We start from the raw sequence: 14,637 nt of genomic DNA, 5'->3' as shown, positions 1-14,637 counted from the left end.
CGGCGACATTGGCCGCCGCGGGCCCGGCAGGCCGCCTCGCGCTCGCGCGTCTCGCGCAGGACACTGGCGCGGGGCTCGGTCGCAGGACGGGCCCGGGGCAGGCCAATGCACCGGATGCTCTCGGAGGGGGATGCATATGCGGGACAGCCATCGGACCGAGGCGGAGAGGCTGTTGGTACGCGCCGTCGAGGAAGAGGTGCGGCGCTCCGGCGGACGGATCGACGGCAACGTCCTACTGGCGCGCGGACGGGGCGCGCTGGAGGCCATCGCGGAGTCCGCCGCCGACGAGTACGAGTTGTACGTGGCCGCGTCGGACGAGGCGGCGGCCGCGCGGCGGCCGATGTCGGAGCGGTTCGGCAGGGGCGCGCTCGGAACTCCCGCTCTGGTGGCGGTCGTCGCCGCCGCGTCGGCGGTCGTCGCGGACGTCGCTCTGGGTACGGGCGCGGAGACAGCTGTCGGCACGGGGGTGATCGTCGGGGTCGTCGGCGGGGCGACGGCCGTGGCGAAGGTGGCTTCCAACGGCCGCCCGGCTGGCCGCGCGGGACGGGGCGGCGCCGCCGGACAGCCGGGCGACGTCGAGCAGTTGAGGCTTCAGTGGCTGACGGCGCTGGAGGTACGGGGCATACGCCCGTACCTGGACCAGCAGCGGGTACTGACCCAGGCGACGCGGCGTACGACCAAGAAGCCCACCGTCGTCCCGCAGTTGCGCGGCGCCGACCGCAGCGCCGCCGCCCGAAGGCGCAGTGTGCTGGAGCAGTCCTTCGGTCATCTCCCGCAGTCCGAGGGCCCGTTCGCGGGCAGGCGCGAGGCGATCGGGCAGATCGCGCGCTGGGTGCACGCGGCGCGCGCGTCGACGGAGACGAAGCCGACGGTCGTCGTGCTGTACGGCGCGCCGGGGTCCGGCCGGACCACACTCGCCGTGCGGGCGACACACCAGTTGCGGGACCAGTTCCGCGGGGCGTGCGTGGTGGACCTGCGGGGCGGCGACGCGGGCGAGGCGCCGCTGTCGACGCGGGACGCGCTGCTTCATCTGCTGAACCGGCTGGGCGCGCCCCGCGAACAACTGCTGTTCCGTGAGCGGTCGTCGCCCGAGCAGCAGGTGCGGCGGCTGAGCGAGCTGTACCACCAGCATCTGACCGGTCTGCCGGTGACGATCGTGCTGGACGACGCCTCCGACGCGGAGCAGATCCGCACGCTGGTACCCGAACGCTCGGACAGTCTGGTGCTGGTGACGGCCCGTCAGCCGGTCGAGCTGCCGGCGGACACCCCGGCGTGGGTGCACCAGCTGCCGGTGGAGGCTCTGGACGGCGCGGGCTGCGAGGAGTTGCTGCGCGCCGCCGGCGAGGAGCCGGTGGGCGGGCCGTACGACGCCCAGGCCGTCGACAGGATCGGGGAGTTGTGCGGCGGTCTGCCGCTGGCGCTGCGTGTCGCGGGGTCGTCGCTCGGTTCGCGTACGTCGCACCAGCTGGCCACGGATCTTCAGGCGTACGGCCCGGTCGACCCGGCCGAGCGGGCGCTGTGGCTGCGCTACACCGACCAGAGCGACCAGGGGCGCAGGCTGCTGCGGCGGCTCGCGCTGGCGGGGCGGGCGTCGCTCGGCGCCGCTGCCGCCGCCGCGCTGCTGGCCACCGACGAGCAGGAGGCCGAGCGGCTGCTGACGGTGCTCTCGCGCGCGGGCCTGATCGACCACGTACGCGCCAGCCGCTACCGGCTCCACGACGTCGTGAGGAACTTCGCCCTCGCCCGGCTGCTGGACGAGGAGGAGGCGGCGGACCGTACGGCCGCGCAGGAGCGGCTCATCAAGAACTACTCGGAGCTCGCCGACTCGGTGATCCGGCTGGTCGACGGCAAGACGTCCACGCGCGCCGACCAGTTCGGCGGCCACGGCTTCTCCTCGCTCGACGCGGCGCTGCGCTGGCTGGACGACGAGTCGAGCTTCATCACCGCCGCGCTGCGGCACGCGGAGGGTGTCGACCAGGCGGCCGTACTGGCTCTGCTGGGCGCGCTCTGCGACTACTGCCTGCTGCGCGGGGATCTCTACCGGCTCGGTGAGATCAGCGAGTTGACACAGGCCGTCGACCAGGGGCTGCTGGCCCGTTCCGTGCAGTGGCGTACGGGCATCGCGGCCCGGCAGCTCGGTGAGCTGGACAAGGCCCGCACGACCCTGACGTCGGTGGTCGACCTGTACCGGGAGGCGCATCACGACGCGGGGGTGGCCCGCGCGCTCTGTTCGCTCGGCATCACGCTGCACCACCAGGGCAATCTGACGGAGGCGTCGGCGAAGCTGCGCGAGGCGCTCGACCTTCAGGCCCCGGCCGAGCTGGGGACCGACCGCGCCTGGACGCTGCACGCGCTGGCGGCGGTGGAGCGCGACCGGGCGAATCTCAACGAGGCGGTCGCGCTGCTGTCGACGGCGCTGGTCCTGCACCGCGAGGGCGAGTCGCTGCACGGCGAGGCGTGGACGCATTTCCAGCTCGGGCAGGTGTGTCTGCGGCTGGGCGATGTCCCGCGCGCCGAGGCGGAGTTGGGCCAGGCGCTGGACCTGTACGGCCGTACCCGCGACGGCCGCGGCGAGGCCTGGGCGCTGACCCAGCTGGCACGCGCCCGGCTGGTGGACAACGAACCGGAGTCGGCGGCGGACCAGTTCCGCCAGGCGCTGGCCAGGCACCGGGACAACGAGGACGCGCGCGGCGAGGCGTGGACGCTGTACTACCTGGGCCAGGCGCTGGAGGAGTGCGGCGACGCGGCGCAGGCGGTACGGGAACTGGAGCGGGCGCGCTCGATGTTCTCCCGGATGCGCGACGTGTACGGGCTGGCCTGCGCCCGGCACCACTCGGGCCGGGTCACCCGCGACCAGCGGGCCGCCCAGACCGGCAATCTCCGTAACTCCGGCTTCGCCCGGCAGCTGCTGGTCGACGCGCGCGCGGACTTCCGCCGGATCGGTGTGGCGCACGGCGAGGCCTGGACGTGTCTGGAGCTGGCGATCGTGGACGCGGGCAACAGCAAGGCGGTCCAGGCGCTGGCGCTGTGCGACGAGGCGACGGCGCTGTTCACCTCCTACGGCGACCATCGCGGCGCCGACTGGGCCCGCTTCCTGCGCTGCACGCTGCTGCCGTACGGCTCGGCGGGCGGCGTCGAGGTGGGGTCCGTGGTGGCGGAGCAGGAACTGGCCGACCTGACGGCGGCACGGCACGCGACGCGCGACGGCAAGCTGGAGGAGTGCGCGGAGACGTTCGCGGTGATGCTGGAGCGCGGCGTCACGCTGGAGGACGGCTGGCAGGCATGGCGCCTCGGCATGGTCCCGAACCGCCACGCCCGCGAGGTGATGGGCGTCCCGGTGGAACAGGTGGGCGCCTGACCGGCCACCGCCGACCGGAGGCGATCACCGCCACCGCGACGGACGTGCTCACGCACCGCCCCAGCGGCGAGCACTGCGCCGCGATGGCCGGCGGCCCCGCCCGGACACCCCGTGTCGGGAAAGGCGGACACTCCCGCTGACCGCGCGCCCCGGAGGGGTGGTCGGCGGGAGTGGGTGGGGCGGGAGGCGGGGGTGGGCCCTAAGCCGTCCGGTCGCCCACCGGCGCCGCGGGCGCCTTCGTGGACTCCGTACCGTCCGCCGGCGTCTCCTTGAAGTCGACCTTGCCCATGTGGCGGTTCATCGACTTCATCAAGAGCCACACCGCGCACGCCATCACGGCGAAGACGATGAAGCCGAGGACGCCGGGCGTCACCTTGTTCTCGTCCAGCTCCTTCGCGAGCGGGACGAGCTGCGTCACTGCCTGGGTCGCATACATATCAGGCATTGTCGCGGATGCCCGCGAAGAGGTCGCTCTCGGGGAGGGAGGTGTCGACGAACGACTTCGCCAGCTCGTACTCCTCGGTCGGCCAGACCTCCCGCTGGATGTCCATCGGAACGCGGAACCAGCCGCCGTCGGGGTCGATCTGCGTGGCGTGCGCGACGAGCGCCTTGTCGCGGATCTCGTAGAAGTCGGCGCACGGCACGTGCGTGGTCAGCGTCCGCTCCACGCGCGCGAACTCCTTCCACCGCTCCAGCCAGTCGCCGTAGGGGGATTCGAGCCCGCGTGCCAGCAGGGCCTCGTGCAGCGCGACCGTACGGGGACGGTTGAAGCCCTGGTTGAAGTAGAGCTTCTGCGGCTGCCAGACCGGTCCGAACTCGGCCTCGGGGTACTTCTCGGCGTCGGCCGCCGACTCGAAGGCCACCATCGAGATCTTGTGGGTCATGATGTGGTCGGGGTGCGGGTAGCCGCCGTTCTCGTCGTACGTCGTGACGACGTGCGGCTTCTGCTCGCGGATCATCCGCACGAGCCGGCCGGCCGCCTCGTCGACGTCCTCCAGTGCGAAGCAGCCCTCGGGGAGCGGCGGCAGCGGGTCGCCCTCGGGCAGGCCCGAGTCCACGTAACCGAGCCAGGACTGTCTGACGCCGAGGATCTCCCGGGCCTCGTCCATCTCCTTCTTGCGCACCTCGTGGATGTGCTCCTCGATGTACGAGTCACCCTGGAGCTTGGGGTTGAGGATGGAGCCGCGCTCGCCACCGGTGCAGGTCACGACCAGCACGTCCACCCCCTCGGATACGTACTTGGCCATGGTGGCCGCGCCCTTGCTCGACTCGTCGTCGGGGTGGGCGTGCACGGCCATCAATCGCAGCTGGTCAGTCAAGACTCGGTCCTCAGTGATATGTCGCATCGGGCGGCTTCTATAGTGACGGAATCGAGGCACGGAAAATTCCGGAGGGGAACGATCATGACCGCGGTACGCACACCGGTTCTTCCCGAGGACCGTTACGGCCGCTCGTCGGACGAGCGCGCGGACCGCAAGCTCAAGATCGTCGGCTCGGTGCTCGGCGTCGGCCTGCTCGCGCTCGTCGGGTGGTTCGGTTACGACTATGTGGCAGGCCAGAGTGTCTCGGGCGAGCTCATCAAATTCAAGCGGGTATCGGACACCTCCGTCGAGGTGCATCTCGAAGTCCGCAAGGACCGGGACGTGGCCGGCACGTGCACGCTGCGTTCGCGCGCGGAGGACGGCGCCGAGGTGGGCCGCAAGGACGTCCGTTTCGAGGGTCCCGAGACGCGGATCGACCGGGTCGTGACTGTCCGTACGACCTTGAGCGCGACGAGCGCGGAGCTCGTCGGGTGTACGGCGGACGCCGCCTGACAAGCGTGGTCCACGTCCCGGCACGCCGGGTCGTGGTCTGACCCTCCCCGGCATTCCTCCAGGTTCACGCCGCTGACCTGCGTTGATGTGATTCTGATGCCTTTCGTCCTGCTCTCGCGCCGCGGAATTGTTAGGCTCGTGGTTTCGCCCACCCGAGAAGGTCCAATCCTTCTGGGTAGGGCGTTGCTTTGTATTCCCAGTACCTACGAGGAGCAGCTGTGACCCAGACCAGCGAGAACGTCACCTGGCTCACCCAGGCGTCGTACAACCAGCTCAAGGCCGAGCTGGAATACCTGTCTGGTCCCGCGCGCGTCGAGATCGCCCAGAAGATCGAGGCTGCCCGCGAGGAGGGGGACCTGAAGGAGAACGGCGGGTACCACGCGGCCAAGGAGGAGCAGGGCAAGCAGGAGCTGCGGGTACGCCAGCTGACCCAGCTCCTGCAGAACGCCAAGGTGGGAGAGGCTCCGGCGGACAACGGGATCGTGGAGCCGGGCATGGTCGTGACGATCGCGTTCGACGGCGACGAGGACGACACCCTGACGTTCCTGATGGCTTCGCGTGAATACGCGAGCACCGACATCGAGACGTACTCGCCGCAGTCGCCGCTCGGCGTCGGCGTGAACGGCAAGAAGGTCGGCGAGGAAGCGGAGTACGAGCTGCCGAACGGCAACAAGGCCTCGGTGAAGATCCTGGCCGCGAAGCCCTACCAGGGCTGAGCGAAAGCGCCGGACGGGCTTGAGGCCCGTCCGGCGCTCGAGGACGGAAGTACTACACCGTGGCGGAGCGGTAGCGCCGTACGGCCAGGGTGCGGAACACCACGATGATCAGGATCGACCAGATCAGCGAGGCCCAGATCGGGTGCTCCATCGGCCACGCGCCTGTCACCGACGCCTCCCGGCCCGGAATCGTGTTGCCGAACAGCTCGCGCGCCGCCTGCACGGTCGCGCTGAAGGGGTTCCACTCCGCGACGTGCTGAAGGAACGCGGGCATGCCGTTGACCGGTACGAAGGCGTTGGAGATGAACGTCAGCGGGAAGAGCCAGATCAGCCCGCCGGACGTCGCGGCCTCCGGTGTACGGACGATGAGCCCGATCAGCGCGCCGATCCAGGAGAACGCGTACCCGAGGAAGAGCAGCAGCGCGAAGCCAGCGAGCACACTGCCGATGTTCTCGTGCGTGCGCCAGCCGATGAGCAGCGCGACGACCGCGAGGACGACGAGCGTCAGCGCGGTCTGTACGAGGTCCGCGAGCGTACGTCCGGTGAGGACCGCCCCGCGTGCCATGGGCAGTGAGCGGAACCGGTCGATGAGGCCCTTGTGCATGTCGTCGGCGATTCCGGCGCCCGCGCCCGCCGTGGCGAAGGTGACGGTCTGCGCGAAGATGCCCGCCATCAGGAACTCGCGGTAGGCCTGGGCGCTGCCGGCGGGGGCGCCGGGGATGTTGATGGAGCCGCCGAAGACATAGGTGAAGAGCACCACGAACATGATGGGCTGGATCAGCCCGAAGACGATCATCTCCGGGATGCGGAGCATCCGGATCAGATTGCGCTTGGCGACCACGAGTGAGTCGCGCACGGACTGGACGACGCCGCCGCGCGGACGTGGGGCGAGGGCCTTCGGCGAGGCCTCGGTTACGGCGCTCACTTGGCGCTCTCCTTCGGTTCCGTGGTCGTACTCGTGCTCGTGCTCGTCCTGGCCGGAGAGACGCCGGGTGCGGCGCCCGGCGCCGGGCCGTCGCCGTTCTCCTGGCCCTCCTCGGCCGCGTGGCCGGTGAGGGAGATGAAGACGTCGTCGAGGGTGGGGCGGCGCAGCCCGATGTCGTCGATCTCGACGCCCCGGGCGTCGAGTTCCCTGATGATCTCGGCGAGCAGCTTCGCTCCGCCGGTGACCGGGACGGTGAGCTTGCGGGTGTGCTGGGCGACCATCACGTCGCCCTTTCCGAAGCCGGCCAGCACGTCGTGGGTCGGGGTGATCTGGTCGCGTTCGTGGACGACGACCTCGACGCGCTCGCCGCCCGTGCGGGCCTTGAGTTCGTCGGCGGTGCCGCGCGCGATGACCTGGCCGTGGTCGATGACGCAGATGTCGTGGGCGAGGTGGTCGGCCTCTTCCAGATACTGGGTGGTGAGCAGCAGTGTCGTACCGCCCGCGACCAACTCCTCGATGATTCCCCACAGTTGCTGGCGGTTGCGCGGGTCGAGACCGGTCGTCGGCTCGTCCATGAACATCACGGGCGGGGAGACGACGAGCGCCGCCGCGAGGTCCAGGCGCCTGCGCATACCGCCGGAGTAGGTCTTGGCGGTGCGGTCGGCGGCGTCGCTGAGGTTGAAGCGCTCCAGCAGTTCGACGGCCCTGGCCTTCGCGGCGCGGGCGCTCTGCTGGTAGAGCTGGCCGACCATCTGAAGGTTCTCGCGGCCCGTCAGATACTCGTCGACCGCGGCGAACTGGCCGGAGAGTCCGATGTTCCTGCGCACCTCGTTGGGGTGCTTGAGCACGTCGATGCCCGCGACGACGGCCTTGCCGCTGTCGGGCTGGAGCAGGGTCGTCAGCACACGGACCGCGGTGGTCTTGCCCGCACCGTTGGGGCCGAGCAGCCCCAGGACCGTTCCTTCGGGGACATCGAGATCGACGCCGTCCAGTGCTCGTACGTCGCCGAACGTCTTGACCAGGCCTTCGGCGTAGATGGCGCCTGGCATAGGGGTACTCCCAGAGTTGTGTCAGATTCGTACAAATGGTGCGATCCATGCCAACGACAGCTTAAGCCGACCGGCAACAGACCCTGACGCTAACGCGATACATCGCGACAGGCAAGAGAAATAAGTAAGCTCTACGTAAAGCTGACTAGGCACCGCTCAGGCGCTTCGGTGCTCGGGTCGGTCACTCGGGCGCGGGCGCTCAGCCTGGGCGCTCAGCCGAGGATCGTGTAGCCCGCCTCGCGCAGCGCCGCCTCCACGTCCGCGCAGTGCTCGGGCCCCTTCGTCTCCAGACGCAGTTCCACATCCGCCTCCGTCAGCCCGAGCCGCGGATCGGTCCGCACATGCCCCACGTCCAGGACGTTGGCGTCGGCCACCGACAGCACCCCGAGCAGCGTCGCGAGCGCCCCCGGCCGGTCGGTGATCCGCAGCCGCAGCCCCAGATAGCGCCCGGCCGCCGCCATCCCGTGCCGCAGGATCCGCTGCATCAGCAAGGGGTCCACGTTGCCGCCCGACAGCACGGCGACCACCGGCCCGCGGAACGCCTTCGGAGTGCTCAGCAGCGCGGCGACCGTGCTCGCCCCGGCCGGCTCCACCACCAGCTTCGCCCGCTCCAGACAGAGCAGGAGCGCGCTGGACAGCTCGTCCTCCGACACCGTACGCACCTCGTCGACCAGGTCCCTGATCATCGGGAACGTGATCTCGCCCGGCCGGCCCACCTTGATGCCGTCCGCCATCGTCTGCTGCTCGTCGATCGACATCGGCCGCCCGGCCCTGAGCGAGGGCGGGTACGCGGCGGCGCCCTCCGCCTGCACGCCGATCACCGCGACGTCGGGCCGCACCGCCTTCACCGCCAGCGCGATGCCCGCGGCGAGGCCGCCGCCGCCGAGACCGACGAGGATCGTCCGTACCTCGGGGCACTGCTCCAGGATCTCCAGGCCCACCGTGCCCTGCCCGGCGATGATGTCCGGGTGGTCGAAGGGGTGGATGAAGACCGCGCCGGTCTCCCTCGCGTACTCCTGCGCGGCGGCCAGGGTCTCGTCGACGACCTGGCCGTGCAGCCGTACCTCGGCGCCGTACTCACGGGTCGCGGCCACCTTGGGCAGCGGCGCCGCGAGCGGCATGAACACGGTGGAGCGCACGCCGAGCAGGGTCGACGCGAGCGCGACGCCCTGCGCGTGGTTGCCCGCGCTGGCGGCGACGACCCCGGCCGCGCGCTCCTCGGGCGAGAGACCGGCGATCCGCACGTAGGCGCCGCGCAGCTTGAACGACCCGGTGCGCTGGAGGTTCTCGCACTTCAGATGGACCGGTGCGCCGACCAGGTGGGTCAGATGCCTGCTGCCCTCCATCGCGGTCATCCGTGCCACACCGTTGAGCATCTTCTGCGCCCCGCGGATGTCGTCGAGGATCAGCGCGGGCGCGGAGCCACGCGAGGAAGCGGAAGTGAATGATCCGGAGGGACGCGACGTACCGAAGGTCATGACCGCCAGTCTCGCAGCTCATCCGCCGGTCGGCCGCCCGGAACCAGGGCCCGTCGACAGGTTTACGCGGGGCCAGTACGGCCAAGGGCGGGGCCGCGTACTCTGTCCCCCACCAACCGACCACCGCACGAGAGAGCCCCAGCCATGCCCCCTACTCAGGACATGACTTCCGCTGTGTCGGCCTCCCCGGGCTCCGGCTCCGAATCCTCCGGTTCCGACCCCTCCGGCTCCGCACCTTTAGAGTCCGCACCGGCACCTTCCGTCGGTACCGAATCCGTCGCCACCGGCGATGCCCCCACCGGCAGCGCCCGCACTGACGACGCCCCACTCCTCGACGCACTTCAGCACCAGGTGGCCGTATTCGCCCGACGGGCGGAACAGACCCGTCTCGGCGGCGTCGGCCAGGTGCGCAACTCCATGGACCGCGCCGCCTACCTCCTGCTCAACCGGCTTGATCTGGAAGGCCCGATGGGCGTAAAGGCACTGGCCGCGGGGATGGGGATCGACTCCTCCACCGTCACCCGCCAGGTCGCGCCTCTCGTCGACACCGGCCTGGTCAAGCGCACGTCCCACCCGGAGGACGGCCGCGCCGTCGTCCTGGAACTCTCGGTGCGCGGGCTGAACCGCCTCGAAGAGGTCCGCTCCTCACGCCGCGAGCTGATGTCGCAGGTCACGGACGGCTGGACGGAGGAGGAACGCGAATCGTTCTGCACCCTCCTCACCCGGTTCAACTCCGCCCTGTCCGCACGGCAGTCGGGCCCCGCGCCGGCCGAACCGGCCGCGAACCGGGCCCCGGCCGACGAACCCGCCGGCACGGAGCCACCGCCGGCCTCTTGACCTGGGCCGGGGTCTGTCCTCATATGAGGTGTGCGACAGCGACAGCAGACGGGTACGGATCGTCGTCGCGCCCGGGAGTTCGAGGCGTTCGTCGCGGGCGCGGCAGGCCGACTGCTGCATGCCGCCACACTGCTGACGGGTGAGCCCGCCGACACCAAGCCCCGCGCCGAGCGCCTGCTGACGGCCGCCCTGGCCCGTACGTACGCGGACTGGGACCGGCTGCGCGGCGACGACCCGTACGACCGCGCGCGCCAGGAGATCGCCACCCGCTACGCGCGCGGCGCCTGGCGGCACCACCACCGCACGGGTGAGGGCCTGCTCGGCCGGCTCACCCCGCAGGAACGGCTCATTCTCGTGCTGCGGCTGTACGAGGGGGTCGCCGAGGAGCAGACGGCGGCGCTGATCGGGTTGCCGGCCGACCGGGTGCGCGCGATCTGCGCGCGGGCGATCGTCGCGATGCGGCAGCCCGAGCCGGCCCGCCGTCCGCCGTCGCACTGGCCGCTGTCGCTGCTCCACCGGCAGGTGACGCGATGAGCGGCCACAGCCGTAAGGAGGACGAGGTCCGCCGGATGCTCGACCTGCCGCATCCGCCGGTCCCCGCCGACCTGACGGCCCGCGCGACCGCCCTCGGGACCCGCCTCCTGAACCGCAGGCGCACCTGGCGCCTGCTGTTCTGGCTGCTCGTCACGGTGACCGTGATCGCCTTCACGGTCTGGGCATCGGTCGTGGAGCCGTGGTCGCTCCCGCCGTCCCAGAAGACGCCGCCGCTGGAGGGCTGGTAGAGAGCTGAGCGAAACCGCCCAACTCCCGTCAGGCGAGCGCCTGCTGAAGATCCGTCAGCAGATCGTCGGCGGACTCGATGCCGACCGACAGCCGGATCAGGTCGTCCGGGACCTCCAGCGGTGAGCCCGCCGCCGAGGCGTGCGTCATCCGTCCCGGGTGCTCGATCAGCGACTCGACACCGCCGAGGGACTCCCCCAGCGTGAAGACCTTCGCCCGGCCGCAGACCTCGATGGCCGCCTGCTCGCCGCCGGCGACCTGGAAGGACACCATGCCGCCGAAGGACTTCATCTGCTTGGCGGCGATCTCGTGACCGGGGTGCTCGGGCAGGCCCGGGTAGTAGACCTTCGCGACCTTCGGGTGCCGGGTCAGCATCTCGGCGACGCGTGTCGCGTTCTCGCTGTGCCGGTCCATCCGGACGGCGAGGGTCTTCACGCCGCGCAGCACCAGCCACGCGTCGAACGGGCCGGAGATCGCGCCCATCGCGTTCTGGTGGTAGGCGAGTTCGTCGGCGAGCGTGTTGTCGGCGGTGACCAGGGCGCCGCCGATGACGTCCGAGTGACCGCCCATGTACTTGGTCGTCGAGTGCACGACGACATCGGCGCCGAGGGCGAGCGGCTGCTGGAGGTAGGGGCTCGCGAAGGTGTTGTCGACGACGAGCTTGGCGCCGGCCGTGCGGGCGACCTCGGCGAGGGCCGCGATGTCGCTGATGCCCAGGAGCGGGTTCGACGGGGTCTCGACCCAGATCGCCTTCGTACGGGGCCGCAGGGCCGCCCGTACCGACGCCGCGTCGGAGGTGTCGGCCACCGACCACTCCACGCCCCAGCGCGAGACGACCTTCGCGAAGAGGCGGAAGGTGCCGCCGTACGCGTCGTTGGGGATCACGACGTGATCGCCCGGCGACAGCAGGGTACGCAGGAGGCAGTCCTCGGCGGCGAGGCCGGACGCGAAGGCGAGCCCGCGCCGGCCGCCCTCCAGGGCCGCCAGATTCTCCTCCAGCGCGGAACGCGTGGGGTTGGCGCTGCGGCTGTACTCGTAGCCGCCGCGCAGTCCGCCCACGCCGTCCTGCTTGTACGTGGACACCTGATAGATGGGGGGAACGACCGCGCCGGTGAGGGGATCAGCAGTGTTCCCCGCGTGGATCGCGATCGTCTCGAAGCTGTGCTCGTCGGTCATGAGGCCCGAGGGTAGCCGGATCGGACCCGGCTCAGAGAGCTGTCCACGTCCGGGACAATGGAGAACATGGAGATTCTCTGGTTCCTGATCGCGATGGGCATGGTCGCGGCCGTCATCGGGCCGTATGTACGGCGCCGCCGCGGTGGCATCCGTATGGTCGAGCCCGGCGCGCCCGATGCCGCCGACCCGGATTCGTACGAGTTCGTACGGCAGGAGGAGCTGGACATCCGGCTCCCGGGGCCGGACCAGGATCTCCTCGACGTACTCGACGTCGTCCAGCGCACCCAGGACTGGCGGGCGGCGGCGCAGCTGCTGGCCGGGACGGCCAAGGAGGGCGAGGTGCGCTGGCAGCGCGTCCAGGCCTTCGCGGGCGCGGCGGCGCTGGAACTTCAGGAGAAGCCCGGTGTCGGCGGCGCGTGGCTGCGGGCGTGGCGGTCGGAGTCACCGAAGGACGCGGGCGGCGCGCAGGTGCACGCGGAGTTCCTCGTGCAGCAGGCGTGGCGCTCGTCGGCGGCCGGCACGGACGACTTCCGGATCATCCTGGAGGAGGCCCGCTCGGTCTGCGGCGACGCGGCGCTGCTGGCGCCGGGCGACCCCGTGCCGTACATCGTCGAGCTGGCCGTGGCCCGTGGGCTCGGCTATCCGCACGAGCGGTTCGACCAGCTGTGGGCGAAGGTCATCGACCGGGCGCCGGACCACATGGGCGCGCATCTCGCGGCGTTGCACTACTGGTGCGAGAAGTGGCACGGCTCACGCGAGGACGCGGACCGGTTCGCGACGGCGTCGGCGGCGCGGGCCCCGCAGGGCTCGCTGCTGGCCGCGCTGCCGCTGTTCGCGGTGTACGAACATCTGCCGGAGATCGCGCTGGTGCGGGACTTCTACCGCAGCGCGGTGGTGTCGAAGGCGATGGAGGGCGCCATGTTCGCGGTGCACGCGGCGCGCCCCGACGACCCGATGCTGGCGCACGTACGGCATCTGCTGATCGTCTTCCTGGTGCGGGCGGAGCGGTGGTCGGAGGCGATGAACCAGTTCGTGCTGGTGGACGGCCACGTCGGCGCGATGCCGTGGACGCACAGCGAGGACCCGGCGGGGATGTACGCGCTGTACCGCGCGCTGGCGGTGGCGGGCTACGAGGCGAACGGCGGCAGCCCGGCGACGCTGCCGAGGTAGTGGTTGGTGTCCTCAATCGCCGGACGGGCTCATTTTGAGCCCGTCCGGCGATTGAGGACAGGGCGCGCCCACGAGCCGGGCGACCTCGTCAGCGCTCTCCGGCCAAGGCCCCGGAGCCGGTCGTGAGGTGCCGTCCCCGCGGGAGGCGCCATTGCCGCGCTGACCTGGGGTGGTGCATACTCCGCAGATCCCCCACACCATCTCTTCACCTGTTCTCCGTAACCCTGGGGGCCATTCGATGGCACGCGTTCTGCCCTTCGTCCTCTTCGCGTTCGGTATCTGGTTCTGGCTGAAGGCCCGCCGGAGCGTGTCCTCACTGGTCGGTACTGAAGCGGAGCTCGGGCTGCTCCCCAGGGACCGGCAGAACGCGGAGCTGGCCGGCCCGGACGCTGCCCTGGAGCGTGCCCTGGACGAGGCGCGGGCGGGCCGCTGGGAGGCGGCGGCGGAGCTGCTGGCGTCGACGGGCAAGGAACGGGACTGGGAGCGCCGTGCGCTCTACGCGCGTGTACTGGGCGAGGCGGCGGCCCGGCAGGACGCCTGGCTGCGGTCGTGGCGCGCGACCCGGCCCGACGCGGACGCGGAGCTGGTCCGGGCGTCGGCGACGGTCGCGCGCGCGTGGCGGCTGCGGGGCTCGCCGTACGCCGAGCACACCACGCCCGAGCAGGCGGACAGCTTCCACGAGCTGCTGCCGGAGGTGCGCGCCGACACGGCCCGCGCGGCGGAGCTCGGCCCGGACGACCCGACGCCGTACATCGTCGAGATCCGTACGGCGCTGGGCGTCGGCTACGGCCCGGACCGGATGCGTGAACTGTGGGCGGAGATCACGGCCCGCACGCCGAACCCCACGTCGGCGCCGCTGTACGGGGCGCACGAGGCCGCGATCCAGTACTGGAGCGCGCGGTGGCACGGCTCGGCCGAGCTGTCCCGCGAATTCGCCGCCCAGGCCACGGCGGACGCGCCGCCGGGCACATTGATGACGGCCCTCCCGCTGATCGCCTGGTTCGACCACCACGACGCCGCGGCGACCACCCGTGACTACACGGGCCCGCATCTGACGGCGCTGGTCGACGCGGCCCTCGCGGACACGGCCCGGGCGCCCACGGACCACCCCCGGCTCCCGGAGGTGCGGCATCTGCTGGCGTACTTCCTGACGCGGCAGACCAGGCACGACGAGGCCCTGGACCAGTTCCGCCTGGTCGACGGCTATGTGAACGCCCTGCCCTGGCGCACCCGCCGCGACCCGGCGGCCTTCTTCACGGCGACCCGCGCGAAGGCGATCCGCGGCACGGAGGCCCGCGCCCGTATCAGCCGGGGCGTGTGACGCGCCGGGGGCC

Annotated in this window: 14 protein-coding genes; 8 read left to right on the top strand and 6 right to left on the bottom strand. The window is 71.3% G+C overall.

From position 1 onward, the window contains the following. Window positions 1-136: 136 nt before the first annotated feature. Window positions 137-3,358, top strand: coding sequence for a tetratricopeptide repeat protein (locus ACFWHU_RS09915; protein ID WP_387224551.1), 3,222 nt, complete (start codon window positions 137-139; stop codon window positions 3,356-3,358). Window positions 3,359-3,557: 199 nt separating this feature from the next. Here ACFWHU_RS09915 and ACFWHU_RS09910 read toward each other — a convergent pair whose 3' ends face one another. Then, entirely contained in the window at window positions 3,558-3,794 is a 237-nt protein-coding gene (locus tag ACFWHU_RS09910) for a hypothetical protein (RefSeq protein WP_385791223.1), read from the bottom strand. Between the two features lies 1 nt (window position 3,795). Then, window positions 3,796-4,677 carry a mycothiol conjugate amidase Mca gene (gene mca / locus ACFWHU_RS09905; protein ID WP_387224550.1) on the bottom strand — a complete coding sequence of 294 codons (882 nt, stop codon included), beginning with the start codon at window positions 4,675-4,677 and terminating at the stop codon, window positions 3,796-3,798. 84 nt (window positions 4,678-4,761) lie between these two features. Here mca and ACFWHU_RS09900 point away from each other — a divergent pair, with 84 nt between their 5' ends. Together ACFWHU_RS09900 and greA are read left to right on the top strand one after the other, a co-directional pair. Further along, entirely contained in the window at window positions 4,762-5,172 is a 411-nt protein-coding gene (locus ACFWHU_RS09900) for a DUF4307 domain-containing protein (RefSeq protein WP_385791227.1), read from the top strand. A 218-nt stretch (window positions 5,173-5,390) separates the two neighbouring features. After that, window positions 5,391-5,888, top strand: coding sequence for a transcription elongation factor GreA (greA, locus tag ACFWHU_RS09895; RefSeq protein ID WP_355181153.1), 498 nt, complete (start codon window positions 5,391-5,393; stop codon window positions 5,886-5,888). A 52-nt stretch (window positions 5,889-5,940) separates the two neighbouring features. Here the strand turns inward: greA and ACFWHU_RS09890 are convergent, their stop codons facing one another. From ACFWHU_RS09890 to ilvA, 3 genes are all read right to left on the bottom strand, one after another. After that, window positions 5,941-6,813 (bottom strand): ABC transporter permease, encoded by an 873-nt coding sequence (locus tag ACFWHU_RS09890; protein WP_385791230.1) that lies wholly within the window; start codon window positions 6,811-6,813, stop codon window positions 5,941-5,943. Continuing rightward, window positions 6,810-7,862: an ATP-binding cassette domain-containing protein gene (locus ACFWHU_RS09885; RefSeq protein ID WP_387224549.1), complete on the bottom strand. Its 1,053-nt coding sequence runs from the start codon at window positions 7,860-7,862 to the stop codon at window positions 6,810-6,812. Before ACFWHU_RS09885 ends, ACFWHU_RS09890 begins: the two co-directional genes overlap by 4 nt. A 212-nt stretch (window positions 7,863-8,074) precedes the next feature. Further along, window positions 8,075-9,238, bottom strand: coding sequence for a threonine ammonia-lyase (gene ilvA / locus ACFWHU_RS09880; RefSeq protein WP_385791728.1), 1,164 nt, complete (start codon window positions 9,236-9,238; stop codon window positions 8,075-8,077). A gap of 453 nt (window positions 9,239-9,691) precedes the next feature. Here ilvA and ACFWHU_RS09875 point away from each other — a divergent pair, with 453 nt between their 5' ends. The 3 genes from ACFWHU_RS09875 to ACFWHU_RS09865 are packed head-to-tail and all read left to right on the top strand — an operon-like array spanning window position 9,692 to window position 10,959. Further along, window positions 9,692-10,177 (top strand): MarR family winged helix-turn-helix transcriptional regulator, encoded by a 486-nt coding sequence (locus tag ACFWHU_RS09875; RefSeq protein WP_385791730.1) that lies wholly within the window; start codon window positions 9,692-9,694, stop codon window positions 10,175-10,177. A gap of 30 nt (window positions 10,178-10,207) precedes the next feature. Further along, on the top strand, window positions 10,208-10,711 hold the full coding sequence (locus ACFWHU_RS09870) for a sigma factor-like helix-turn-helix DNA-binding protein (protein WP_385791234.1): 504 nt from the start codon (window positions 10,208-10,210) through the stop codon (window positions 10,709-10,711). Then, window positions 10,708-10,959 carry a hypothetical protein gene (locus ACFWHU_RS09865; RefSeq protein WP_385791236.1) on the top strand — a complete coding sequence of 84 codons (252 nt, stop codon included), beginning with the start codon at window positions 10,708-10,710 and terminating at the stop codon, window positions 10,957-10,959. The genes ACFWHU_RS09870 and ACFWHU_RS09865 overlap by 4 nt, the downstream gene beginning before the upstream one ends. A 28-nt stretch (window positions 10,960-10,987) precedes the next feature. Here the strand turns inward: ACFWHU_RS09865 and ACFWHU_RS09860 are convergent, their stop codons facing one another. After that, complete coding sequence (locus tag ACFWHU_RS09860; RefSeq protein ID WP_385791237.1) at window positions 10,988-12,133, bottom strand: cystathionine gamma-synthase; 1,146 nt, start codon at window positions 12,131-12,133, stop codon at window positions 10,988-10,990. A 66-nt stretch (window positions 12,134-12,199) separates the two neighbouring features. Here ACFWHU_RS09860 and ACFWHU_RS09855 point away from each other — a divergent pair, with 66 nt between their 5' ends. Further along, window positions 12,200-13,303, top strand: coding sequence for a hypothetical protein (locus tag ACFWHU_RS09855; protein ID WP_387224548.1), 1,104 nt, complete (start codon window positions 12,200-12,202; stop codon window positions 13,301-13,303). 238 nt (window positions 13,304-13,541) lie between these two features. Beyond that, window positions 13,542-14,624 (top strand): hypothetical protein, encoded by a 1,083-nt coding sequence (locus tag ACFWHU_RS09850; RefSeq protein WP_387224547.1) that lies wholly within the window; start codon window positions 13,542-13,544, stop codon window positions 14,622-14,624. The last annotated feature ends 13 nt before the right edge of the window (window positions 14,625-14,637 follow it).

The organism is Streptomyces sp. NPDC060366, from assembly GCF_042725135.1.
In the GTDB taxonomy this organism is placed as follows: Bacteria; Actinomycetota; Actinomycetes; order Streptomycetales; family Streptomycetaceae; genus Streptomyces.
This window is presented reverse-complemented; position numbering and strand designations above follow the sequence as displayed.

Excerpts from the sequence above, each read along its gene's own strand:
- ACFWHU_RS09915 (WP_387224551.1), top strand. The coding sequence starts at position 137 with ATGCGGGACAGCCATCGGACCGAGGCGGAGAGGCTGTTGGTACGCGCC.
- ACFWHU_RS09850 (WP_387224547.1), top strand. The coding sequence starts at position 13,542 with ATGGCACGCGTTCTGCCCTTCGTCCTCTTCGCGTTCGGTATCTGGTTC.
- ilvA (WP_385791728.1), bottom strand. The coding sequence starts at position 9,238 with ATGCTCAACGGTGTGGCACGGATGACCGCGATGGAGGGCAGCAGGCAT.
- ACFWHU_RS09860 (WP_385791237.1), bottom strand. The coding sequence starts at position 12,133 with ATGACCGACGAGCACAGCTTCGAGACGATCGCGATCCACGCGGGGAAC.
- ACFWHU_RS09885 (WP_387224549.1), bottom strand. The coding sequence starts at position 7,862 with ATGCCAGGCGCCATCTACGCCGAAGGCCTGGTCAAGACGTTCGGCGAC.
- ACFWHU_RS09865 (WP_385791236.1), top strand. The coding sequence starts at position 10,708 with ATGAGCGGCCACAGCCGTAAGGAGGACGAGGTCCGCCGGATGCTCGAC.
- ACFWHU_RS09910 (WP_385791223.1), bottom strand. The coding sequence starts at position 3,794 with ATGTATGCGACCCAGGCAGTGACGCAGCTCGTCCCGCTCGCGAAGGAG.
- ACFWHU_RS09900 (WP_385791227.1), top strand. The coding sequence starts at position 4,762 with ATGACCGCGGTACGCACACCGGTTCTTCCCGAGGACCGTTACGGCCGC.
- ACFWHU_RS09855 (WP_387224548.1), top strand. The coding sequence starts at position 12,200 with ATGGAGATTCTCTGGTTCCTGATCGCGATGGGCATGGTCGCGGCCGTC.